Origin of the sequence: Metabacillus schmidteae (assembly GCF_903166545.1) — a bacterium.
Classification (GTDB): domain Bacteria; phylum Bacillota; class Bacilli; order Bacillales; family Bacillaceae; genus Metabacillus; species Metabacillus schmidteae.
Genome location: NZ_CAESCH010000003.1, coordinates 110,915 through 133,138, shown reverse-complemented (window position 1 = coordinate 133,138; position 22,224 = coordinate 110,915). Strand labels below are relative to the sequence as shown.

Below are 22,224 nucleotides of genomic sequence, written 5' to 3'. Positions count from 1 at the left end.
AAATAGAGTAATATATTGATAAAAATGGTTTTTTGGTTGTATAATTATTTATACAAACTATTTAAACAATGGGAGCACCCCAATACAGAATATACACTACGTGTATCTGTATTGGGGTGCTTTTTTTCGTGTCAAAGTGAAAAGGGGGGGGAGTATGGATAATCAATTGAATACTTTGCTTTATTCAGTAATGAGGTATCAAGAATATAGTGACTATTTAACTGGATTACCAAATAGACGGTATTTAGAGCTTTATATGGAGACAGCTATAGAAAGTAATATGAATATTGCAGTCGTTTCAATGGACATTAATCAATTCAAAGCAATAAATGATGTGAGAGGACATTCAGTGGGTGACGATCTTATTAAGGAAGTTGCCGAAAGGCTAGTTCGGGTACTAGGTAAGGACGTTCTAATTGTTCGACCTGGAGGAGATGAGTTTTTTGTTGTACTTGAAGATTGGATAAATACAGAATACGTAAAAGAACGAATTACATATATAATAGATTCATTTTTAAAACCTTTTAAACTAAAAGGAGAATTATATTATCTTACAATGAGCATAGGGATAAGCGTTTATAATGAGCATAGTGATAACATAGAAAAACTTATAAGCTATGCAGAGTTAGCAATGTATGAGTCAAAAAAGTCAGGTACTGGTTTTGAATTTTTTCAAGAACAAATGAGAATTTATACGGAAGAGGAGTTTTTGATAGAATCAGAATTAAGACATGCTATCGAAAATGATAATATCATACTAAATTTCCAACCTAAGTATAGCCTTTTGACCGGATATATTTCAGGAGTTGAGGGATTAGCACGTATAAAAAACTCAAATACCTCACCAGCTATTTTTATACCAATTGCAGAAAAAACAGGGTTAATTCATCAACTAGGGGATATTGTACTAAATAAAGCTTGTAAAGAAGTAAAGAAGTGGAATGATTTAAGTCCATACCCGTTACGTGTAGCTATTAATTTCTCTGCGAGGCAATTTCAGAAGCCAGGTATTACACAACATATTCTAACAACTTTACAGATTCATAACATTCCTCCTTCATGGTTAGAAATAGAAGTTACTGAAAGTTTGCTTTTATCAAACGATGCAGTTGTTGAATTAACAAATCTAAAACAATTAGGAATTCATATATCCGTAGATGACTTCGGTACAGGTTATTCATCATTGAGTTATATAAAAGGTTTACCTATTCAGACTTTAAAAATCGATAAATCTTTTATAAATAATATTAAAGTAGATGGAAGTAATGCAGAAATTACAAGTGTGATCTTAAAATTAGCGGATAAGTTAGGGTTGAACGTTGTTGCAGAAGGTGTGGAAAAAAAACATCAGTTGGCTTATTTAAAGGAAAATAAGTGTCAAGAAGTACAAGGGTATTATTTAAAGAAACCATTAAATTCTAGGGAATTTATTAATCTACTTAATAATAAGAAAATGCTGATAGATATAGAGGATATGGACAAATTTCATGTAGGTTGACTTTAAGTAAAAGGAAGGGTGAAATTAAACATGAACCTTTGACTTGAGAAAATATATGTGTTTATATAGCATTAATCTATAAATAATATCTTAAATAAGTGGGGTTATTAATGAATCATATGGATTTATGCTTAAGAATAGAACGCTTGGTTAAAATAAGCTTGAATCTACCTGAAAGCAAGGATTCAAATACAAATCATTTGAGTGGGTTAATAGAAGCTGATGGTCTAACAAATAGGTGTGCATTTGCAGCTTTCTGTGCTAGTTTGACTCCGCATTACGTTAAACAGAATACTACAGATGATCATAGAGACCTAATAAATCAGTCCATTAACAAGTATAACTTTTTAACAAGTCTTGATGAACAAAGGTATTGGGAAGTGCTAGAAGATGCTTGTGAAGAGTATGAAGTTTTGTTAAAAAAATTATCAATTCTATAAGAATGAAGAGAAAGAGGGGATATTCTCTTTTTCTTTTTTAAACAATTATATGTTAGTAATATTACTAATATAGATGAGGGGGTGTTTGTGTGTCAGGCTATAGGATCATGCTTGTGCATAAAGGGGTTCCTACTGTGGCTCTCGCTCAACAGGTCGTGGAATACATAGAGGAAGGATATACATTAACCATACAAGATATAGCAAACCATCTAGCTGTTACTTATGATTACGCACGAACTAAGATAGTTCCAGAAGTATCACATGTGGTCCTTACGACATACGCGAAACAAGCTTGTTTTAAATTTTTCGGTGATCGCGAAGAGTTCTTAGATTATTTTAAAAAGAGGTTACTTATATCCAAGGAAGATTATAATCGATATATAGTAGAAAATTCATTTTGTATTAAAAAAAATCAACGTGTACTTTTCGAGGACTTTCCTAGTTTTATTAGAGAAAAATTAATCAACTTAGACAACAAAGAAATATCTTTAATAGTGAGTAAAGTATTGGATAACAAACAAGGGTTAAATTATTCTAATGTAGAAGAAGATATGACCTTAATAAATGAATTTCACAATGATTTAGTTTCTAGTAAAGACTTGTTTAACGGTGCAGCTGCTCCTATTGTATTTAGGTATGACATTGATATACATAGATTTTGTTTTAAGTACGGTATTCCAAAAATTAAAATAAATAACCTGGTGCGTTATCAATTAAAAGAATTTCAACTGAATCTGTTCACTGTTATACCGCTTGGAATAACTAAAGAGGTGTTTATTCAAGATGTAATTAAGCTTGTAGAAAAAAATCAATCATAATTACGCTTAATATTGTGGGGTGTTGGTGGATGGATATTAAAGAACCTATTACAACTTATGATAAGAACATAGCTTCCGTATATATATATCTAACGTTAATTTTAGATGATCTTGAATTTGACTCACTTACATTTAAACGTATACCTGTAAAAATCAATGAACCCTACATATCATTATTAGACGCAACTATAAAGAAAGTTCTAAGAGATATTAAAATGGTCAAACAAATAATGAAGGAACTTAACATAAAAGTAGTTTTTCCAACAGAAAAGGAAAATGATATTTTCTGGTATTTTGAATATTTTGTTAGAGGTTATAAAAGTGAATTTTATTTTTGGGAAGCTGCTTTAAATAATTATAAAAATAAATTGTTAAATATCTATTTATTTACATCCGATATTCCCATTGATCGAATAAAAAAGAATTAATAGTTAAGAGGTGATTAAAATTAGAAATGACATTAGCGAAAATAGGATTGTGCAAAAAGCAATTGATTACGGAAGTGATGCTAGTGCTGATTCTCAAAAGTTAGATTTTATGTCAATTCTAGCAGATATTAATTTAACGATTAAGAGCCATATTGAAAGTGATGTTGAAAGAAATGGGAGTACTAGATCAAGATCAAAAGTACATTTAATGATTCTATTGAGTGAAATTAATACACTTATTTCACAATATGAGGAAACAATTCCACCTTCAGCAAAGACAGTTAATAATGTGATTCATACTAGTGAATTTAAAAGAGGATACAATGAAGCATTAAAACAGGTCCAATATAAAGAGAAAGAATATAATAAGGTTTATAATCTGTTATTAGAGATTATTGGATACGATAAAGAGTGGTTAACAACTGAGGCAGGGTTAAGAAAATTTTCTAAAGGGGATCTAATTGAGGTGATCCTAACTCAGCGTACTGCTTTGAAAGAATTATATTCTAAATTAAGTAAGGAAGAACAGAATAATCTTAAAAATAAAGTTGAACAAACAATATGGCCAATGGAGCTAAAATGAAGTAAATATAAAGAAATATAAAAGCGTACATCCTTCTTTGACGGTGTACGCTCTTATTTTATTTATTTTCTTTTTGTATTCTAGAATCACTTATATTCTTCATCACTTTTTTATGTTCTTTACGGTCTAAGTTGGTGTATAGGGAAGTTGTTTCAATGGAATTATGCCCTAATTGATCACGAAGTAAAACGATGTTACCTCCACTATTCTTTAAATGTTCACCAGCGAAAGAGTGACGCAACTTATGAGGGCTCAGAGAGCGTTGTCCTTTGTTGAAAGCTTTGGTATATCGTTCTACTAGGTTTTGGATAGTTCTTACTGACATTGGCTTTACAGCACCTTGATAATTGGTAACAAATATATAGAAATCTCTATCTGTTGCTTTGTAACGACTGTTTCTAATGCTGAGGTAATCTTTTAAATCCTCCAACGATTCAGGTAGAATTTCGATTGTATCTTCTTTACCGCCTTTTCTAACAACATCAAGCTGAAATTCATTATAATTAATCGAATCTAGTGTTAAGCTTGCTAATTCACTGACTCGTAATCCAGTTCCTAAAAATAGGGAGAGGATAGCAATGTCTCTTTCTCTATTTTTCTTGAACCGTTCTTTTTGCTTTCCATCTATTTCAGTTAAGTATTCAAATTTTACATAGTCCAGAAAGTCAGTAATAGAATGATTATGTAAAATCTTAGAGCTAATTGCAGCTGACCGTCTATTTGCAGTTTCTGATCTTCCTAAAAGCGGAATTTTGCTCATGACATTACGATAAAAGTAGCATTCACCTTCTTGATTTTCTGTTTGAGTTGTTAGGAATGTGAAAAGGGAGGTAAGAGCCGATATATTGCGGTTGATTGAAGCCCTTGATCTCTTCTTAAATACACCTTTACGAACCTCAATTTGTTCTTCATGAAGAAAATCAACATAAAATTCTACCTCATCTTTACGAAGGTGTTCTAACACTGTATACGGAATGTCTTTTATATTTTTTTTATCAGTAATACCTTCTTCTTGAAGGTATATGAAAAACTTTTTGAAGTCATGAATATATCCAAGTAGGGTAGAGGGGGAACGATTTTTTCTCTTCTGTGCCTGGATATATTCTCTAACATAATCGGGAAATTCTTTTAGGTGAGTATTTAACCGTTTTTCATGTTTTTGATGTTCTAAAGATTGAGAAGCCAAAATATTCACCTCTGTAGAATTTTGTCGAAAATCGCGTTAAAGAAAATTTTAACGAACATTTGTTCTTATTCATTTTGTGAAATTACTTAAAATAAGAGTCAAGATCTTTGCTTAATAGGTATTTGTGTAGTGTGTCAAAAGAAAATTCTTTAATTGAGGGATTAGTGTTTCTTAATTCAGAGAGCATCCCTTGGATAGTATTATGGTTTTGCCGACTAATTACTGTATTTACTGCCTTAATTCTTTTATCGTAAGGCTGTGCATATGGATATTTCCTTATATCTATTAAAAATTCAGCAAGAAAATTGGTTAATGGTCTATTACCCCAATAAAAAATTAAGATATTTATTGCATTAAACAACTCTAGAGCCATAGGATCCCATTTAACTTTACTTGTCTCACCGGAAGACGTACCTGCAGATTCTGGACCATTTGTAGTAGCTATTTCTTGTAACGGATTAAATAAAGAAAGTCCTGTATGATTAATTAATTCTAAAAAGTGTTTTCCCGAAGTTTTACCACTGATAAAAGTACCTTTATCATTATTATTTACTTTATGCTGGTAATAGAATGTATAATAAGCTTCTGTTATTTTTTTACCTGTGCAACTCTCTAATTCATCATTAAGTAATTTTAAATAGGCAATAGGTTCTATATTATATTTACTAACTATTTCTTTTCTTCTTTCTTTGCCAAAACAGTTCATAAATAAAGTTCCTCCTTATTTAGTAGGTTATAGGATTAGTTCATATATTCTATCTGTTTTATCCTTATCCTCGATAAATCTTAGTTTGCCCTCGTTGTGTAAACTATCTAATATACAACAGACTTTGTAATAATCTTTTGGCTTCTCAGTTAAATAACGATCAGAGGAAATTGAATTTATTGCAATAAGTTTTTCACATATATTTAATGCACTTGTTTCTCCATGCTCCAATATGACCTGAATATCACGTTCTAATTGAGAAGGGGCAGAAGGTTTTGGTGAAGATGTTTTTTCTTGGATAAATAATTCATCAAAAGATATCTGATTCAAAAAATCACTTCCTTATATTGATTACTCAAATTCTCTAAAGTTCTTTGCCATAAACAAGTCTAAATAGTCATTAAAGTGTATTTCGGACAGTTCCTTATGACTATCCCACTCGTAATATTTAATATTTTGTAGGAATTGATAGAATGATTTAATCTTTAAGAGTTCAATGACAAGTTGATGTTTCTTTGCTTTTCCTTTAATATTTTGTTCTTGATATTCTTTATCTGTTAATCCATTTGGGATAGGGGCATTTTTTATAATTAAGCGTATAATACCTAATATTAAATCCACTAACTCTATACCTATCATTTCACCTTTCATTAGCATTGTGCAATCTTTAACCCAATACTGCTCACCACGATAAAGAGATTGAGTATTTAAATTATCTTTAAGACGAGTCTCTAAGTCGTATTTTTGATATTTACCTTCCTTTTCTATATAAATATCAGCTTTTATGTATACATCCTTGCCATAATTGCGAAGCAAGCCATAGAATATTCTTTCGGGAATTTTAGTATATACCATTAAGGTTGCGTAGTTCATAGTTTCTTTTCTTTCCCGACTTCTAAGTTTTTTACTACCTGGATCATCTGATAATTTATACCTTAAATCAAGAGAGGAACGATTATAACTTATGACATTCATACGAGTGTATCTAGCAATCTTTGAAAATATACTAATAGCTGCTTTTATGTTTTCTCTTAGTACAGCATCTCCTGTATAATCAGTCCAGTGTAGCTTTAATTTCTTTTCTTCTAATTTCTTAGTAAGATCATTCATTTCTTGGGTATAGTAAACTGAATGGGGGATCAAAAGCCCCCCCATAGTAGTAGGCTTATCAGAATCTTGACCACTTTCATCAAAAAATATATTCATTACTTCTGTTTGCAATTGATTACTAGACACTTTTGTTCCTCCAATATTGACAGCTAACTATTAAATATTATATAGTAATATTACGTTGTAGCCCCGTATCGAGATACGGTTAGTACTACGTAGGGTTGAAAGATTACCCGTACCGAGGTACGGTGAAAATCAATCCGTCTAAATACATAAATTATTAACAGGTTGAGTATTTTTACTTAACCTGTTTTATTTTGGTCTATATTACCATTATAGCAAACATATATTCTGAATGTCTATTCAATTGTTCGTTAAATTATTATTTAACGCAAAGTTAAACTTCAAAAATATTAGGGAGTTTCCTCCCTCTGTATTATTGAAACTAAGTTGCACTCTATTAAAAGTAAGGTGTTCCCTTTGAAAGTAATTTATAATCTAAAGCATTCGTGGCACTCCATTAATCGGTCCGTTATTCCTAGAGTACAACTAACTTTTAAATAGCGTAATCGATGTTCTTATGAATCGGAATACAACTTACTTTTAAAATTCGGCGTATATCTATTTTTGGGTATAGGGTTCAAGAGTGATTTCAGGATATAACTTAGTTTTCAACAAACAAAACTTTATGTTCATAACACTTCTAGTAAACTAGATACGATTCTTTTGTATCAACCATAAGAATACATCCTCAGTCATTCTCAAGATCATTAACGCATCTTCCTGTGAAGGATTATCTTCTCCATGTGCCCCCAATCCAGACATAGCACTATATAAAGTTGCCATCATTCGGTATCTATTAGCACCTTTGTTCTTATCTAACCAATATTTAAAAATCTTATTTTTACTTTTAAGCTCCGCACCCTCATGAATGATTTTTTCATCCGTAGCATACAGAATACCTCTTAAATAATCACCATTATCAGTATCAATTTTCGAGAATATTTTTTCAAATGCTGTTCTACAATTATCTATACAGCTTTTGAAATTGCCATTACTATACGTTTCTAACCCCTCATTATAATGTCTAAGGACTTCTGCATAGCCTAAATTAAGTTCCAGCCTCATAACAGACATATCACTTTGTCTTTCAACCTCACCCGAAGAGAAATATTGTAGCGAGTAGCTGTCCCCCATATCCGTATTTTTAATCTGCAAAGCATACCCCAATAACTCAAGACAATTCTGAATTTGGTTTAAATGAGAAGAATCCTCAATTTCATCCAATCTCTTAAAAATTTCATTGAGTAACTCATTTAAAAGCTCTTTCTCAGATTTAATTTTATTGCAGAGTTTCATCATTCCCAATTCGGGATTGAAAAAATCATTATCATTTGTAAAGCCTCTAAAATAAGTTTTTGGGTCGAAATAATTTCCATATTCTTCTGCAAGAGAAGAAAGTCCTATACAACTTAGAACCTGCTCCAACCAACCATTACCGTTTCTATAAATTACTCTTCGAATAGGACTATTCAAATACTTGCATAATTGAGCTAAACTCTTATCTTCTCTGCTATCTAAAATTAATTCCATTTATCTTGCCCCCAATTTTCAAAAAATGACAATCTAGAATCATACAATTAATGATAAGAAGTGATAACTACGAAAACTACTGTCACCATTAACCTTTAATTTGCTATTTCGATAAACTCATCTTGAAGTATAAGTGATTCTGAATAAAACTTTTTAATTAAGCCATCTGTTATATGAAGTCCTGCTAATTGCGCAATTTCATACGTGTCAACATCTTCTTCAATTAAATTAAATATATAGGTATCTCTTAATACTTGTGAACTAATTCCAAAGTTTCTCAAACTTGAATGAACGGCCCTTATACCAATTCTTACACCATGATTTGATACGAATAAAGCATCTGGATGTTCAGGGTTCTGTTTTATGCTCGCCCTATTCATTTGGTAAAGTTCATCTGAGATTGGCAACTTTCGTTTTACACCGAAACCGGATGATACGTATATATATGTATTTCCATTTATAGTTTCAAGGTTCGATTTATTCAACGCGGTTAATTCAGATATCTTAATCCCTGTTTCAAGAGTTAATAAAACTATTGAAATACTCCTTTTCTTCCAAGTTCTACGAGCATATTCATAAATTTGGTGCTGAACGTTTTCACTTAACATTATCAATGGGCGATCTTCTATATCCACTTCCTTGTTATTGGCAAATTCTAAATTCTTCGCTTTAATGTTTAAAGGCTTCATAAGGTATTAAGAAAATGCATTAATAGCTGACATTTTCTTAGTTATGGTTGGTTGAGTTAGCCTCCTAGATTCTTCTTGTAGGTACCTTATAGCATCTTCTTGAGTGAAGGTTAGTAAGTTTTCATCAGTACCATCTAAATATTCCTTAAACTTATTTATACTATTAATATAGCTCTTTATCGTGTTATCTGACTTTTCATTTTGATATAATTCATTTTCGAATCTTTGTATAATAGAGGAAACAGAATTAATAGTGTCTTCTTCTACTGGAAATTCTTTTGAATCTTTCTGAGTTTCAATATTTAGAGTATTGATGATCATTTCTATACCTATATCACTTACTTGGAGTAAAAATTCTTTAGAGGTTATTAGATCAAGAATACTTCCTTCTTCCACACTATTCTTGTATCCCTCATTTTCAGAAAGTGCTTTTAACAAGATTAATCTTGTAATTCGTATTCTGCCCAACCATATATATACTCCCGAAATCTATGCGCTCTTATTTCTTTCAAGCATCCATTTCATTAGTTGGTTTCTATCAATTAACCTTACCTTATTCGATGAAGCTAATTCGACAGCTGGCTTAGTAAAATAATTATTAGTAATTACCCAACATTCATTAGCTTTATAATGACTTTTGGCCGTTGCTATTTCTTGTACAGCCTTTAACCCTACTTTCTTTTTATATCGCTTTGCTTGAACAATGATTGTTTTGTCGTTCAACGTTAATATTAGATCCGCTCCATAATCACCTGTAGCAGGTGTAAGTCTAACTTTATAACCTCTATGAACGAGTAAAAGTCTAAGGTATTCTTCAAATCTTCGCCCTCTCATTTTATCAACTTCTAACATTCCAGATCTCTTTAACTTTAGGTTCTTTAAAAATTCAATTAATATTAGAATTGCTGTTAAACCAATTATCACTCCACCTAATGTTAAAGTGAATTTAGGGTCAGCAGTTAACATTGCCCATAGTAACTCCCAGCTCATTTTGAATCCTTCTAAAAAGTCCATTTTCCTACCTCTTATTTAAATTTTCTTCCTTATAGAATATCATCAAGGGTTCTTACTTTTTATTTTGTTCTTCCCACGTCGTAAGAAGAAATTCTGCAATTGTTCCTGATAAATTCACTGTCATTTTCGCATGTTTCTTATCAGGGACAATAACATTTGTACCTCTTCCATGCGCATCACTTAGTTTATTTCTAAGTGATGCTACACCATTTACAATACTAGAGCAGCCAGATAGGATTTGTTTAAATATCTGTTCCGTATAGCCATCAGGTGAAAGATTCAGAATTAATTGTGTTTCCTTATATAGTTTAGGCATTTCCCATTTTTCATCAACTGTTACTCCTGATTCTTCAAGAATATGCTTACAAACTGACTCAAGTAAAGAACGCGCTGTAGTAATGGCTCCTTCGGGATCTTCTTCTTTCCGTGATAAAGCTTTTTTCCATGTATTTTGAATATATTCAAAGGTTACCTCTTCCTCAAAGAAGGTGTTTGTTTCGTCCATTACAGTATCGGATTGGTTCTCTAGAAAGAATAATATATTATGGAATTGATCTCTAAGGTAATTTCTTCTTTCTTGATACGTTCCAAATTCTTGTTTAATATGTCCCCAAAATTCATCTAAAGTTCGGCAATAATTAATAAAATCAGGAAGTTTATCTTTAAGAGGAGACTTGATCAACCTTGCTCTAAGGTTTACATAGTCAAAATCAGAGGATACTCCACCTGTTGCTCTTGACGTTAAGATTGTCTTTAAAAGCTGTACATCATTATGTAATTCTTTATTATTCATAGTACCTCCTATAAATTCACACTTTTTATAAGCTTTAAGATCTTACTTTAGTAACTAGTAGTTAGTGATTGTTAACACGTTATCAGGAAAAACTGATGGTACTTCATGGATTACTTCTATTGTAAAGCATTTAGTCTTAATATCTAACAGGGATATAGGGTTATGATATTCAAATGGAATATCTTCTATTGGAAATTCAATTACATTATTAGTAATGAGAAACTGAAGATAAAAAAGTATAGTACCAGGATTTTCTTCCGCTTCTTCCACACTAGCAAGTTTAGCAAATTCCGTAAGGGATACATTTGGATAGGTTTGTTTATACTTCTCAAGTGTATTTATCGTATTCTTGCAGCTTTCCTCTGAAATAATGTAATGACTTGCATACTTGTCATGAGATAATCTGTAGTAATTTTTTGCTAAAGTCCAATTGATATCTTTTTCAGTAATTAATTGAACTTCAACTCCCTTTTCGTTCCAATAAATTTCTTGTATCTTCATTTGGTTTTTAAACCTTTTGGAGTTGACTTTGTCACTCCATCCAGTAATGATAGCTTTCTGTTTTTCTACTCCATTTTCAAGATATGTAATTAGAAAATTTACGGTCATGACAATTGGTGTTTTGGTCGATTTATCTTTGATATGGGTAATTTTTAATTCTTTCGCTATTTGCAGGGTACGTTCTCTATTTAAAGGAAAATACTCTCTTAAATCTATATAATTTGATTCCCAATCAATTACATTAAAATACCCTTGATCTAATTCACCCAAGCGTCTTATACCTCGATTTAAGGTCCAACCTCTACCAAAAAGTGAAGATTCTTTGAAGTTCTCCGGTAGGCCGTCTGAAGTCAACCATGATTTATAACCATCTTTCTCTCCTTGTCCATGTCCTTCTTCAATTCTTCGAGAAATTTTACTTTCTGTCCAAGTGCCCTTTCGCTCATTTTTTTCGATTTCTAAGAAAAGATCTTCTTCTTTCTCTACCTCCTTTTCCATTATAATCCAGTCTTCGTCATGCAGATGTTTTTGTGAGTCCCATACCTCTTTCCAGTTAGAATTAAAGTAAAGATCAGGTTTACTCATTAGAAATTTAATTTCAATTTCTAATTCTTTTAATTTTATTTCGCTTTCCGATTTGTCTTTTGCCATATATTCATTGGGATTGTGAGATATTTCCCAATAGCTCAACAGTCTTAAAAACATATCCTCTAAAAAATACATATTGTATTCAGGTATCGTTTCTAAGAATTGATTTTCTTTTAACGCCCTAATTATTCCATATGAAGCTGCTCTTAGAATGTCTGGTGAACTTGTATTTTTTATTTTAGGAGCGGTTGTTTGAATAAACCCGAGTGCTAATAATATTTGCTCTAAACGATCTACAATTTCATTATGATTACTCCATACATCACAATCGACAAAATCTCTCTTGTTTATATAAATGTAATCTCCCTCTTCTAAAAGAAATTCATATCCTAAATCCTCAAATTTTATATTTTGTTTTTTTCTAAGTTGTATTTTAAATATTTCACACGTTATTTTGTCATGGTATGGTTGTGTAATTTTTATTATTTTCGTCTCTTTTCTAAGACGAAAAACATGATCTTCATGTTGAGCTACAATATCTTTATCGACATATTCCCATTCCAACATCGTAAGTTTCCCCCAGGATTATAATAATTCCTTCTAGTAATTAATGTATTATTATATGAATTAAAATCAATAACTTGATAAGAGTTTATTATTCGTATATTATGAAATTAACAACATATACTAAAAAGACGATTGGTGCTGATACACCAACCGCCTTCACATTTCAGTTACTCCGCAGTGTAAAGTTGCGGTGGCTGAGGCAAGTAGACATATGACTAGTCCATTACCCGCACGCCAATGCTAGGGTGGGCTAGTCGTTTTTATTTCCGCTATTCCTCGTTGCGACAATAATTGAAACGACTAAAGCAGCAAACGCAATCATGGTATCTAATTCATCTCTTGTGACAAACACGGCAATCACCACCGATCTGCCTCGGAGTAACCACCGTTGCCCATACCCTGCATTGTAACTTTCTATATTATACCATATATAAGCCAATCAACTCTCATAACAAAAAACATTTATTACGTAAATTTAGGGGTTAAACCAAGTTTATTTAGGCTATATTTAATCTCTCTTAATGAACCTTCACCTAGATGTCTTATTTGTTCTAAACCCTCTTTATCAAGATTTATTAATCTTCCGATAGTGAATATATTAGCTCACTCTAATAAATTACTGGCTCTTTTAGACAGATTCAATATATCAATTGAGTAATCATCATATTCTTCATCTTGAATCTGTTTTAAGGATAACCCGCTTGTATTTAAAGCATTTTCAATCTGTATTTTATAGTCATTGCCAAATGACAATTCTATAGATTTTGGAGTCTGACTAGTTAAATCACCTATTGTTTTAATAAAGTTACGTTTTAATTGATAAACAATATCCTCCTCTAACTCCTCTAGTTCAGATAAGTCTATTTCTAAATTCTCCTGTACTTGACATAGAAGATCACCATTTAGTTTTAATAATTTCACTTCCCATTCCATATCCTCGGCAGTAAAAATGTAAAAACACAAAACAGATCTTTCTTTCACATAAAAATGGAAGTTTTTTATATGTTCAAAACAGCGCCAATGATCCTTTTCTTTAATATCGTCTACCTGTTCTGAATATATCTCAAATGAAGCCCCGTCTTTGATTGAATCAATATGAAAAGTATAGAATCCAGGTTCGAATGTGTAAGAAGTTGTAATAGATGTCCCGACACCTTTAATAGGATAACCATCTTGCTTTAAATCGTCCTGTACCTTTATTGGTGAAGATAGTCGGTCCTCACCAATACTTTTATTTAGTTGTGAAATTTCGTTATGAATCTCATTATATCTTGCATTTAATTCATTTATTCTATTTTCTAATTCATTAATTTCTTTAAGTACAACTTTTTGCTCCTTTTCTAAAAAGAGCAGAGAAGTACGTAAGGATACATTAGCGTTTTCACGTATAGCCTTATCCCTTATATTTTTTAAGTAATAGCGAATAAGAGTATCGGCTTTATCTTGGTCTTGTATTTCGACAGAATCTTCAATTTCGTATAATCTTTTACTATTTAAAAAAACATTTCGTTCAATATCTTTTAATTTGATATTATGTTTCTTTCTAAATGATTTAAGGTCTTTACTGTAAATTGGCATTTATGGCTCTAACCCCTTTCTTTTTAAGACTTCGATGACTTTATATTATTGATAATAAATTTATCAATTAAGACTTACGTCAAGAATAAGTGGTTTTTTATATTTTATCTTAGATGCTCTAAAATTTGTAATGTCCGTAGAAAAGGATTTCCTAAATCATTCGTGCTAGTACGCATTTCTTCTATGCAACTGGTATAATCTTGATTAATAACCAATTCCAATGTTTCTATGCACATTAAATTTTCTGTTATGTAACCTGTAGGTACATATGGAGACCAAAACATATAAACTCTATTAGGAATGTCTTTTAAAATTAAATCAGCATATTCTTTTTGTACTTCATGTTTTTGTCTGATTTTTTGTACAGTGGTCTTATTATCACTGTATAATAGTCCTCTAATATGGGTAGTTACCTCACATAGGTATGCAGTATTTGTTTTGAAATCAAGACCTACCACATCTAGTTCGGAAAGCCCTCTTAATCCACCACCAGGAATTCGAACATTGTAATCAATAAAATCGCATTTTTTCATAGACTTTAAGTAAGCACCAACAATATATTCCCCTACATCTGTTTTCATTTGATCTCCCCTATATAAAAATCATCTAATTCTATTCTAAACGATATGGTATGATAGGTGAGTTAATTATTTCATAAAGGGTGATATGTTTTGTCTATAAGTCATACAAACGAGGAACAGATAATTGAAAAGCAATATGACCTTAATATAGTTTATGATTACCGAGAATATCCCGATTTGAAAAGTGGAAGATGCGATAATTGTAATAACTCATTGTTTAAAAGCTCTGTGAAGAACTTTGTTTTTCTAAGAGAATGTAGAAAGTGTGGAATGAAGAAGAGCATTTAAAATGAAAAAAGCCTATATCCTTTGTAACGGAAATAGGCTTTTCTATACTTCTTCACTAATTACTTCACTTAACTGTAAGATATCTCGATAAATCTGCTTTTTCATCTGTTCATCGGTACATCTTTTATACTCTTTTATTAGCATATAGATTTCTTCTATGAATAAGATCATTTCATCCTTAGTTACCATTGGATCTCCTTAAAATAAGTATATATACCTATTATAATAGTCCTTATAATTCATTTGCAATAAAAGAAGATACAAATCCAAGAACAATAGCAATAAATGGAATTGCAACTACAAGTAACCGCTTCTGTCTCAACTTCTTTTGAGTTATTTCTTCCGGCGTTAACCATGTACTACTTTTCATATGATTAAACTCCCCTTTCCTATTCTCCTGATAAAAATGCAGTCTCAATTTCTGTTTGTATCGTTTTTATTTCTAAATATTCACTTCTCAATTGATCTTTATCAATATCTTCATTAATGGCCATATCAACAGCTTCTAAGAATAATTGGTGTTGTTGATTAAGGTACGTGATAAGACTTTGATTGTATTTTGTTACTGCTGAACTAACTTCATATTCTTCTACAGTAGCAATTAACTCTCTAGAACTCTCAATATTCTTTTTCATAATTTCTGCGAATTGTTTATCCGAGTTGTCTCCTGTATATAAACCATCTAACGATCTATTAAATGTTCTTAACAAGTCGTTGGATTGCTTTAACGTTTCTTCGAACTTTCCTGAATATTTTTCGAACTCTTTAATCGTAGCTTCATCCATAACTACTCCTTGATTCGAACTTTTTTGAAAAGGTGAATTTGATGAAGGCGCTTCTTTTTTTGATGAACATCCAGCTATTATTGATACGACACATATAAGGCTAAGAATTATAAATATACGTTTCATGTTTCCTCCTAAGTAGCTTTTTCACTATATCTTTTATCTGAAAATGAATATCTATATAATCCTATTACTAAAGGGGCAATTAATATTGTTTGTAGGGCAACAGCAGAGACAATATGAAATATCTTAAGCTGTAATTGATTAATAAGAATCTTATCTGTTACTAATGTAGTTAAGACGAATAATAAGAATATTCCGTACCTCATTTTTTGATTGAATATACGCTTTTTATGGGAATTGCCGTATAACCCTATTAAAGCCAAAAGTGAAACAACAAGTTCGAATAATTGGTACAATGATTGATCACCTAAAGTGTGAAGATTTGTAATGAAAATGATTGAAACCATTGACCAGAAGTAAAGTTTCCAGAACATAAAAAGTGTCCCTTCCTTATTTTTTGTCTACATTATTAACCTGTTCATCAAATAGTCTAACTCCTGGCTTATTTTGATGGTTCTGTGGTGTGAAAGTCCATTTTTAACCGCTACTTGAATCATTAGTTGTCTTTTATATTCAATTAACGATAGTAGGTCATTATTAACTCTCAATAGAAGTCACTCCTCACCGGTTAATTTATTTTGAAACACTCCAATAGGAATCTACATAAGAAAATGTTGGAGCTGCAGGTATAGAATTTCGCTTCTTAATCTTATAATTCTTATGATTCACAACTGTTCTTGTACTTTCCACTTCTAATCTTTTTGCATCTAGTTCAGACAATTCCACGATAACTGAGTTCTCTCTTAGAGCAATTACCTTACATGAAAATGTCATTGTTTTTCTCTCGAATTGAACAGTGTCACCAATTAATGCGTTCTTTTTTGAGTAGTTTTTCTGTTGTTTCATCTTCTAGTCCTCCTAATAACACAAAAAACCCACGATTAAGAACGGACCTTTCTAGAAAAAAGTCTATTCATTATTCGTGGGTTTTTCCCATTGTATTTGAATATATTAAGTTAGTTTTTGAATTATACACAAAGATACTAGAGTTATTTTACCATTTTTGTGTTGGGAGGTAAACCCATTTTAACTAGTCCCTATCCACCAATTATTATGTTTGACAGGCTAATAGTCTGATAATAATAAATAATTAATTCACATTATTAATTGCGGAATCTTTGGCGGTTAAGATTAAATCAGCTAGTCTATTACGGTCAATTAATCTCGTATTGGTTGATTGTGCTAGTTTCATTGCTTGAGAAGTAAAGTAATTATTAGAAACAACCCAAGCTTCATCTGCCTTGTAATAGGGGTAGCGTCAGGAAAATGCGGATTTACAACGTTAAGGAAATTTCAATATCAAAAAGCCTAATTTCTCAATTAACTGTGAAGAAACTAGGCTTTTTTCATTTCTCAATTAAAGCGCCTGATTGTAGAATATAATTTTCTTGTTGAACAGTATTTTTGTACTGTGCAGTAAAGAAATTCTATGTATAATTAAAGGACCTTTCTTTACTTTTTTTATTTAGAGCTTTCCCTCTTTATACTATATTCACCATATCATGGGAAAAAATTGCTTGTCTCTAATCTGCATTTGTCTCGATCAATAATACATTCTTTTTTACCGATACTCTTTTTTGCCCTACGAATTTAATGACGTGAAACAATCCATTATGAAGCTCCCCCTCTTGGAGTAAAACTTCGCCCATAAAAAGAAGCATATACTGCTGGATTAATCGAAATAGAAGACCTTAACGAAGAAAAGGAAAGGACTGAATGGAAAAAATTATTGCCGATGTTAATACAGAAGCAAAAACCTGAGAAGTCGATTCAAAACATTAGGGATACTATTGATTCAATTCCACCCCAAGGCGCTGAACCATTACTACAAACTAGTGTAGAAAAAGTAGATGTTTATGGAGATTAAGGAAATAGAAATTGGACTTAACATAATTTAACGAACTTCTAATTAAAAAAACGAGATTCAATCTCGTTTTTTCTACTTTTTGTAATGTTTTTTACTATCCACTCAACTAAATGTTTTACTCCAGTCGTGAACAGCACTACCTTCTACGTACCTTTCTGCATCTAGATTCTGCCATACAACCTGTACCTGCGGCTGTAATGGCTTGCCGGTATTTTTTATCTTGAACATCCCCACATGCAAAAACTCCAGGAATATTCGTTTCTGTTGTTCCAGACTTAACATTGATATAACCCGTTTCATCGGTTTCAATTTGACCATTTAAAAAACCGGTATTAGGTGTATGTCCAATCGCTACAAATATCCCATCTGTTTGTATCACTTCATCTTCTCCAGACTCATTATTCTTCACTTTTAAACCTGTAACGCCATTCCCTCCTGCCAAAACTTCGATAGGTGTTTTATTTAATTCCCAAGTAATCTTTGTATTTTCTCTTGCGCGGTCCTGCATAATTTTTGAGGCTCGGAGTTCAGTCCTTCTATGCACGATAATGACTTCATTTGCAAATTTAGTTAAAAAACTTGCTTCCTCCATCGCAGAGTCCCCACCGCCTACAATAATTACCTTTTTTCCTCTAAAGAAGAATCCATCGCAGGTTGCACAGGTACTCACTCCTCGCCCGATGTTTTCCTTCTCTCCAGGAATATTTAAAAGTTTAGCTGAAGCACCTGTTGAAAGGATGAGAGACTCTGTTACAATTTCTGCTTTTCCGTTTACTTGTAAGGTATACGGTTTTTTCGAAAAATCAACGTTAGTTACCCATCCTCTTTTAAACTCAGCTCCAAAACGTTCTGCTTGTTTTCTCATATTATCCATGAGTTCTGGTCCCATAATGCCATTAATAAAACCAGGAAAGTTTTCAACTTCAGTTGTTAGTGTTAATTGGCCGCCTGGTTGATCTCCTTCTATAACAATTGGTTTCATATTTGCTCTTGCTAAATAAATAGCAGCTGTTAAACCTGCAGGACCCGTTCCTAAAATAACGACTTTTTCCACGATTATATCCTCCACTGATTTTAATATTTTACGATTATCTTATCCCATCTTTTCTTTATTTACCCAAGGAGTAAAATAAAACTAAAAGGTAGGAAGAGTTACTACACTAGCAATTCCATAACAATTAACCTAGTTCTCTAAACAGACCTTTATTACATATATATATTACTAGTGGAATAACCAAAGAAAATAAAAAGATTGGTATGTAATGATATCCCTGTGTAAAATCTAGCCCCATAATAAGGAATAAATAAAAGGAAGTACGCCCCACATTGAGCATAAACTCCCTAATTAACAGATAGTGAGCCGTTAATCCAATATCACAATCCACCTCTGACTCGCAAGCTAGCTCCTTAATCTTTGTATAATGAATAACACTAACCGGGATCCATATTAGAGGTAAAGCAATTGCTGCCAATACATTAAAAATAATCAATGTTGAAAAACTCGGGAAAAATAAAAAAATAGTCATGACGGTCGCTAATATAGCACCTACATACGTTACCTTCATTCTACTTTTTACAAGTCGTGGACGGCTTATGAAAACAAGTGTTAAGATTCCTGTAATTGCAAATAATGTGTTTAACCATCCAACAATCGTTTCCTTCTGAACATATTGAAATAAGAGAATGCTGGATGCGAGTTGAATTATACTTTGAAAGAAACCAAAAGCCACTATAGAAACGAGAACAGCTTTATACTCCTTCCATATATCTTTATACCGTAAGGATGAAATATTGAAGTTGCTTTTATATTTTGGTGTAAATAAACTTATAATCACTTGAATAATCAACATAACAAATATTAATCGAAATGTTTCATTATAATCATAATAAAGAATTAAATAAGAAAATATTAATGGTGTTAAGACTGCGGTGATCCGGTTCATACCTTGCTCCATCCCCATAAAAAGTTGCCTATTTTCAGGGTTGGTTAATAATATTGAATAAAGATTAAATCCAGAATAATACAATCCTACAGCTGTACCATATAAAGTACCTAAAATGATAATATATCCTATTACATTCTCTTCTTTACTTATGAGTAATCCGAACACCGCTAGTAGAAAGGAAGAAGATAAAACAAACGTCATTCGACTATTCATCCACCTCATCGTATATGCCCCTATCATTGTTCCTATGAACACAGATACAAAAACCGAGGCATTGTATACTCCTATAGTAGAAAGACTTGCTCCTTGATTCCATAAAAAAATGTTTATATATAAGTTTGAAAAAGCTAACACACCTGAGAAGACGGTATTCATAAATAAAACAATAAAAATAGGATTTTTCATTATCAATTCACTCATTTCACGACTATTTTGTGTTATCTTCATGTCCGTTTTCTTTATTTTTCATGAATGTGTATACAAAATAGCCTCCACCAACAAAAATAACTACCCAAAAAATGGTCATAATTAATCCACCCATACCATAAAACATTATATTCTCCATTGTATTTTCCACTTGTATTCACCACCAAAAGAGTTGCTGAAGGCAACTCCAAAGTTATTTTATTCTCTTTTTTGCGCCACAAACTGAATAACATGTGACAAACCATTATGAAGTTCTCCTTCATTCCTTACAACCTCGCCCATAAAAAAGTGAACAATCCGCCAATCAAAAAAAACGCTTAAAAACTCTTCTGGTTTATAAAGTAGTTCTACGTTTTGTGGTCCTCCACTTTTGTATGGTAGCTGATAAACCGAATACACCTCTGAAATAAAATAACCACCTGGTTTAACTGCATCTTTAACACCTTCAAGTGTTTTTGTACGTAATGCCTCTGGAAAGTGACCAAAAATACAAATCAATTCATCCCACTGCTCTTTATCCCAGTTAGCTTCATTTAAGTCTACAAGCTTTGTTTGAACTGTTACATTTCTATCCTTGGCAAGCTTTTCTGTTTTAGCCAGTCCGGATTGCGCATAATCCCATGCAGTTACATTCATTCCTTGTTGCGCCAAGTAGACTGCATTTCTACCTTCTCCTTCAGCAATAGCCAATGCATCTCCTGATAGGTTTAATTTTTTATGGACATCCGCAAGAAATACGTTTGGATTAGTTCCATAAACATAATTCTCATTTTTAAATCGATCATTCCAGGAATTCATAGCTTGTTCTCCTTTGATTTAATTTTTTAGTCAATACTTTTTATTAATTGCTCCATCATTTCCTTATCCATCGGTCCGACAATTTTCTTTCGAACAATCCCCTGCGAATCAATTATATAACTTGTTGGGATCGTAAAAGCTTGATATGTTTCTCCTGTATCGCCTTTAGTATCAAGCAGTATTGGAAAAGTTAATCCATAATCTTTTACAAATTTTCCAATATCATTTGTGTTCTTTTCTGCAGTAGTTAAATTAACTGCTAAAATTTCTACATTTTCATTTTGTTGATCTAGATAAAATTCTTGCATATGAGGCATTTCAGCTTTACAAGGAGGACACCAAGTAGCCCAAAAATTTAAAATGACTTTCTTTCCTTTATAGTCAGACAGTTTTACTTCTCTTCCTTCTAAAGTCTGGAGTTGAAATTCAGGTGCCAAATTTCCTTCTTTTATTCCACTAATTAAATCATTATTTTCTATTCGATTGTTAAGGGAGGTTTCATCCATATTGTCTTTTTCTGAAAATGCATAGTCATATACTCCCCAACCTAAAAGACCAATCAAACCTACTAAGACGAGTATTTGTTTGTTCATAATCCCACTCCTTCAAAAATCGTGAATGTAGAGAGATAAGCACTGATCTTTTCCATTTGACCAGTGAATAATAACAATCCCATTATGATAAGGATTACTCCATTAACTAACGAAAGCTTTGGTAAAACCTTATTGATTCTTTTAATCACATTTAAAGAGTATGTCACAAGAAAAGATAACATGAGAAAAGGAATGCCTAGACCTAAGGCGTATATCCATAATAAAAACATGCCAGAATAAATCGTTTCAGTTGAACTAGCCAGTAATAAAATGGACGATAAAGCAAGTCCTACACAAGGTGTCCATCCTGATCCAAATGCTAAACCAAGGATAAATGATTTTAGAGAACTAGCTTTGGACTTCCTATTATAATCAAACCGTTTTTCAGTCATTAAAAACTTTATTTTAAACACACCAAGCATCTGTAACCCAAAAATAATGATGAGGAATCCCCCTATCATTTGAATTAATTTCTTATTATCTAAAAATATTTGTCCTACAACACTTGCTGAAGCTCCTAGTAACACAAATACAATACTAAATCCAAAGATAAAACTTATTGAACGAGAAAACAGGACACTCTTCTGGGTATTTACTTTTCCATCTTTTACTGAACCATCGGTTAAATGAGCAACATATGCAGGAATTAATGGAAACACACAAGGTGAAAAAAATGAAAGTACCCCTGCAGTTAATGCAAAAAATATTGTGATATTTTCCAATTC

At 31.9% G+C, this 22,224-nt stretch carries 31 protein-coding genes and 2 pseudogenes; 7 read left to right on the top strand and 26 right to left on the bottom strand.

The window, feature by feature from the left end:
* Positions 1–154: 154 nt before the first annotated feature.
* From HWV59_RS26370 to HWV59_RS26350, 5 genes are all read left to right on the top strand, one after another.
* A complete protein-coding gene (locus HWV59_RS26370) occupies positions 155–1,498 on the top strand; it encodes a putative bifunctional diguanylate cyclase/phosphodiesterase (RefSeq protein ID WP_102232688.1) in 1,344 nt (447 codons plus the stop codon).
* A gap of 110 nt (positions 1,499–1,608) precedes the next feature.
* Positions 1,609–1,938, top strand: a complete 330-nt coding sequence (locus HWV59_RS26365; RefSeq protein ID WP_102232687.1) for a hypothetical protein — start codon at positions 1,609–1,611, stop codon at positions 1,936–1,938.
* 89 nt (positions 1,939–2,027) lie between these two features.
* Complete coding sequence (locus HWV59_RS26360) at positions 2,028–2,756, top strand: hypothetical protein (protein WP_102232686.1); 729 nt, start codon at positions 2,028–2,030, stop codon at positions 2,754–2,756.
* A 29-nt stretch (positions 2,757–2,785) separates the two neighbouring features.
* Positions 2,786–3,184, top strand: a complete 399-nt coding sequence (locus tag HWV59_RS26355; RefSeq protein ID WP_102232685.1) for a hypothetical protein — start codon at positions 2,786–2,788, stop codon at positions 3,182–3,184.
* Between the two features lie 49 nt (positions 3,185–3,233).
* Entirely contained in the window at positions 3,234–3,767 is a 534-nt protein-coding gene (locus tag HWV59_RS26350) for a hypothetical protein (protein ID WP_102232684.1), read from the top strand.
* A 58-nt stretch (positions 3,768–3,825) separates the two neighbouring features.
* Here the strand turns inward: HWV59_RS26350 and xerS are convergent, their stop codons facing one another.
* From xerS to HWV59_RS26285, 13 genes are all read right to left on the bottom strand, one after another.
* On the bottom strand, positions 3,826–4,953 hold the full coding sequence (gene xerS / locus HWV59_RS26345; RefSeq protein ID WP_175640776.1) for a tyrosine recombinase XerS: 1,128 nt from the start codon (positions 4,951–4,953) through the stop codon (positions 3,826–3,828).
* 82 nt (positions 4,954–5,035) lie between these two features.
* Entirely contained in the window at positions 5,036–5,659 is a 624-nt protein-coding gene (locus HWV59_RS26340) for a hypothetical protein (protein ID WP_102232682.1), read from the bottom strand.
* A 27-nt stretch (positions 5,660–5,686) separates the two neighbouring features.
* Complete coding sequence (locus HWV59_RS26335) at positions 5,687–5,989, bottom strand: DUF3895 domain-containing protein (RefSeq protein WP_102232681.1); 303 nt, start codon at positions 5,987–5,989, stop codon at positions 5,687–5,689.
* Between the two features lie 21 nt (positions 5,990–6,010).
* Entirely contained in the window at positions 6,011–6,895 is an 885-nt protein-coding gene (locus tag HWV59_RS26330) for a DUF3800 domain-containing protein (RefSeq protein ID WP_102232680.1), read from the bottom strand.
* A gap of 585 nt (positions 6,896–7,480) precedes the next feature.
* Complete coding sequence (locus tag HWV59_RS26325) at positions 7,481–8,362, bottom strand: hypothetical protein (RefSeq protein WP_102232679.1); 882 nt, start codon at positions 8,360–8,362, stop codon at positions 7,481–7,483.
* Positions 8,363–8,457: 95 nt separating this feature from the next.
* Entirely contained in the window at positions 8,458–8,970 is a 513-nt protein-coding gene (locus HWV59_RS26320; RefSeq protein ID WP_235991922.1) for a tyrosine-type recombinase/integrase, read from the bottom strand.
* A gap of 87 nt (positions 8,971–9,057) precedes the next feature.
* Entirely contained in the window at positions 9,058–9,519 is a 462-nt protein-coding gene (locus HWV59_RS26315; RefSeq protein WP_102232677.1) for a site-specific integrase, read from the bottom strand.
* Positions 9,520–9,540: 21 nt separating this feature from the next.
* Positions 9,541–10,065, bottom strand: coding sequence for a restriction endonuclease (locus HWV59_RS26310; RefSeq protein ID WP_235991916.1), 525 nt, complete (start codon positions 10,063–10,065; stop codon positions 9,541–9,543).
* Positions 10,066–10,117: 52 nt separating this feature from the next.
* Complete coding sequence (locus HWV59_RS26305) at positions 10,118–10,858, bottom strand: abortive infection family protein (protein WP_102232676.1); 741 nt, start codon at positions 10,856–10,858, stop codon at positions 10,118–10,120.
* Between the two features lie 54 nt (positions 10,859–10,912).
* Positions 10,913–12,514, bottom strand: a complete 1,602-nt coding sequence (locus tag HWV59_RS26300; RefSeq protein ID WP_102232675.1) for a PDDEXK family nuclease — start codon at positions 12,512–12,514, stop codon at positions 10,913–10,915.
* A 465-nt stretch (positions 12,515–12,979) separates the two neighbouring features.
* Complete coding sequence (locus HWV59_RS27590; protein ID WP_102232735.1) at positions 12,980–13,111, bottom strand: DNA-directed RNA polymerase subunit alpha C-terminal domain-containing protein; 132 nt, start codon at positions 13,109–13,111, stop codon at positions 12,980–12,982.
* Positions 13,112–13,117: 6 nt separating this feature from the next.
* Entirely contained in the window at positions 13,118–14,092 is a 975-nt protein-coding gene (locus HWV59_RS26290; RefSeq protein ID WP_102232674.1) for a hypothetical protein, read from the bottom strand.
* A 104-nt stretch (positions 14,093–14,196) separates the two neighbouring features.
* Complete coding sequence (locus HWV59_RS26285) at positions 14,197–14,673, bottom strand: hypothetical protein (RefSeq protein WP_102232673.1); 477 nt, start codon at positions 14,671–14,673, stop codon at positions 14,197–14,199.
* Positions 14,674–14,793: 120 nt separating this feature from the next.
* On the opposite strand from HWV59_RS26285, the gene HWV59_RS26280 reads away from it, so the two are divergent.
* Complete coding sequence (locus HWV59_RS26280) at positions 14,794–14,961, top strand: hypothetical protein (protein WP_102232734.1); 168 nt, start codon at positions 14,794–14,796, stop codon at positions 14,959–14,961.
* 42 nt (positions 14,962–15,003) lie between these two features.
* Here HWV59_RS26280 and HWV59_RS26275 read toward each other — a convergent pair whose 3' ends face one another.
* From HWV59_RS26275 to HWV59_RS27200, 7 genes and pseudogenes are all read right to left on the bottom strand, one after another.
* A complete protein-coding gene (locus tag HWV59_RS26275; protein ID WP_175640774.1) occupies positions 15,004–15,150 on the bottom strand; it encodes a hypothetical protein in 147 nt (48 codons plus the stop codon).
* A 43-nt stretch (positions 15,151–15,193) separates the two neighbouring features.
* The gene (locus tag HWV59_RS26270) at positions 15,194–15,331 is read right to left on the bottom strand and encodes a hypothetical protein (RefSeq protein ID WP_175640773.1); all 138 of its coding nucleotides are present in this window, start codon (positions 15,329–15,331) and stop codon (positions 15,194–15,196) included.
* A 19-nt stretch (positions 15,332–15,350) separates the two neighbouring features.
* On the bottom strand, positions 15,351–15,872 hold the full coding sequence (locus tag HWV59_RS26265) for a hypothetical protein (RefSeq protein WP_102232672.1): 522 nt from the start codon (positions 15,870–15,872) through the stop codon (positions 15,351–15,353).
* Between the two features lie 8 nt (positions 15,873–15,880).
* Positions 15,881–16,243 carry a hypothetical protein gene (locus tag HWV59_RS26260; protein ID WP_102232671.1) on the bottom strand — a complete coding sequence of 121 codons (363 nt, stop codon included), beginning with the start codon at positions 16,241–16,243 and terminating at the stop codon, positions 15,881–15,883.
* 27 nt (positions 16,244–16,270) lie between these two features.
* Positions 16,271–16,417: an aspartyl-phosphate phosphatase Spo0E family protein gene (locus tag HWV59_RS26255; protein WP_235991915.1), complete on the bottom strand. Its 147-nt coding sequence runs from the start codon at positions 16,415–16,417 to the stop codon at positions 16,271–16,273.
* Between the two features lie 25 nt (positions 16,418–16,442).
* A complete protein-coding gene (locus HWV59_RS26250) occupies positions 16,443–16,715 on the bottom strand; it encodes a DUF2187 family protein (protein ID WP_102232670.1) in 273 nt (90 codons plus the stop codon).
* Positions 16,716–16,959: 244 nt separating this feature from the next.
* Positions 16,960–17,106, bottom strand: a pseudogene (locus tag HWV59_RS27200) (restriction endonuclease); the annotation flags it as partial.
* Between the two features lie 492 nt (positions 17,107–17,598).
* On the opposite strand from HWV59_RS27200, the gene HWV59_RS26935 reads away from it, so the two are divergent.
* Positions 17,599–17,736 carry a hypothetical protein gene (locus HWV59_RS26935; RefSeq protein ID WP_019380831.1) on the top strand — a complete coding sequence of 46 codons (138 nt, stop codon included), beginning with the start codon at positions 17,599–17,601 and terminating at the stop codon, positions 17,734–17,736.
* A 102-nt stretch (positions 17,737–17,838) separates the two neighbouring features.
* Here HWV59_RS26935 and trxB read toward each other — a convergent pair.
* The 6 genes and pseudogenes from trxB to HWV59_RS26215 form a co-directional block, all read right to left on the bottom strand.
* Positions 17,839–18,790: pseudogene (gene trxB / locus HWV59_RS26240) on the bottom strand (thioredoxin-disulfide reductase).
* A gap of 124 nt (positions 18,791–18,914) precedes the next feature.
* Positions 18,915–20,087 carry an MFS transporter gene (locus tag HWV59_RS26235; protein WP_235991913.1) on the bottom strand — a complete coding sequence of 391 codons (1,173 nt, stop codon included), beginning with the start codon at positions 20,085–20,087 and terminating at the stop codon, positions 18,915–18,917.
* Between the two features lie 22 nt (positions 20,088–20,109).
* Positions 20,110–20,259 carry an SHOCT domain-containing protein gene (locus HWV59_RS26230; protein WP_019380829.1) on the bottom strand — a complete coding sequence of 50 codons (150 nt, stop codon included), beginning with the start codon at positions 20,257–20,259 and terminating at the stop codon, positions 20,110–20,112.
* A 47-nt stretch (positions 20,260–20,306) separates the two neighbouring features.
* Positions 20,307–20,906, bottom strand: coding sequence for a class I SAM-dependent methyltransferase (locus HWV59_RS26225; protein WP_016204385.1), 600 nt, complete (start codon positions 20,904–20,906; stop codon positions 20,307–20,309).
* Positions 20,907–20,932: 26 nt separating this feature from the next.
* Complete coding sequence (locus tag HWV59_RS26220) at positions 20,933–21,499, bottom strand: peroxiredoxin family protein (protein ID WP_016204386.1); 567 nt, start codon at positions 21,497–21,499, stop codon at positions 20,933–20,935.
* The gene (locus tag HWV59_RS26215) at positions 21,496–22,221 is read right to left on the bottom strand and encodes a cytochrome c biogenesis CcdA family protein (protein ID WP_019380828.1); all 726 of its coding nucleotides are present in this window, start codon (positions 22,219–22,221) and stop codon (positions 21,496–21,498) included. Before HWV59_RS26215 ends, HWV59_RS26220 begins: the two co-directional genes overlap by 4 nt.
* Positions 22,222–22,224 lie beyond the last annotated feature (3 nt).

Excerpts from the sequence above, each read along its gene's own strand:
- HWV59_RS26300 (WP_102232675.1), bottom strand. The coding sequence starts at position 12,514 with ATGTTGGAATGGGAATATGTCGATAAAGATATTGTAGCTCAACATGAA.
- HWV59_RS26290 (WP_102232674.1), bottom strand. The coding sequence starts at position 14,092 with ATGCCAATTTACAGTAAAGACCTTAAATCATTTAGAAAGAAACATAAT.
- HWV59_RS26355 (WP_102232685.1), top strand. The coding sequence starts at position 2,786 with ATGGATATTAAAGAACCTATTACAACTTATGATAAGAACATAGCTTCC.
- HWV59_RS26310 (WP_235991916.1), bottom strand. The coding sequence starts at position 10,065 with ATGGACTTTTTAGAAGGATTCAAAATGAGCTGGGAGTTACTATGGGCA.
- HWV59_RS26235 (WP_235991913.1), bottom strand. The coding sequence starts at position 20,087 with ATGAAAAATCCTATTTTTATTGTTTTATTTATGAATACCGTCTTCTCA.
- HWV59_RS26320 (WP_235991922.1), bottom strand. The coding sequence starts at position 8,970 with ATGTTAAGTGAAAACGTTCAGCACCAAATTTATGAATATGCTCGTAGA.
- HWV59_RS26270 (WP_175640773.1), bottom strand. The coding sequence starts at position 15,331 with ATGAAAAGTAGTACATGGTTAACGCCGGAAGAAATAACTCAAAAGAAG.
- HWV59_RS26325 (WP_102232679.1), bottom strand. The coding sequence starts at position 8,362 with ATGGAATTAATTTTAGATAGCAGAGAAGATAAGAGTTTAGCTCAATTA.
- HWV59_RS26260 (WP_102232671.1), bottom strand. The coding sequence starts at position 16,243 with ATGTTCTGGAAACTTTACTTCTGGTCAATGGTTTCAATCATTTTCATT.
- HWV59_RS26340 (WP_102232682.1), bottom strand. The coding sequence starts at position 5,659 with ATGAACTGTTTTGGCAAAGAAAGAAGAAAAGAAATAGTTAGTAAATAT.
- HWV59_RS26220 (WP_016204386.1), bottom strand. The coding sequence starts at position 21,499 with ATGAACAAACAAATACTCGTCTTAGTAGGTTTGATTGGTCTTTTAGGT.
- HWV59_RS26250 (WP_102232670.1), bottom strand. The coding sequence starts at position 16,715 with ATGAAACAACAGAAAAACTACTCAAAAAAGAACGCATTAATTGGTGAC.
- HWV59_RS26370 (WP_102232688.1), top strand. The coding sequence starts at position 155 with ATGGATAATCAATTGAATACTTTGCTTTATTCAGTAATGAGGTATCAA.
- HWV59_RS26265 (WP_102232672.1), bottom strand. The coding sequence starts at position 15,872 with ATGAAACGTATATTTATAATTCTTAGCCTTATATGTGTCGTATCAATA.
- HWV59_RS26365 (WP_102232687.1), top strand. The coding sequence starts at position 1,609 with ATGAATCATATGGATTTATGCTTAAGAATAGAACGCTTGGTTAAAATA.
- HWV59_RS26305 (WP_102232676.1), bottom strand. The coding sequence starts at position 10,858 with ATGAATAATAAAGAATTACATAATGATGTACAGCTTTTAAAGACAATC.
- HWV59_RS26225 (WP_016204385.1), bottom strand. The coding sequence starts at position 20,906 with ATGAATTCCTGGAATGATCGATTTAAAAATGAGAATTATGTTTATGGA.
- HWV59_RS26285 (WP_102232673.1), bottom strand. The coding sequence starts at position 14,673 with ATGAAAACAGATGTAGGGGAATATATTGTTGGTGCTTACTTAAAGTCT.
- HWV59_RS26275 (WP_175640774.1), bottom strand. The coding sequence starts at position 15,150 with ATGGTAACTAAGGATGAAATGATCTTATTCATAGAAGAAATCTATATG.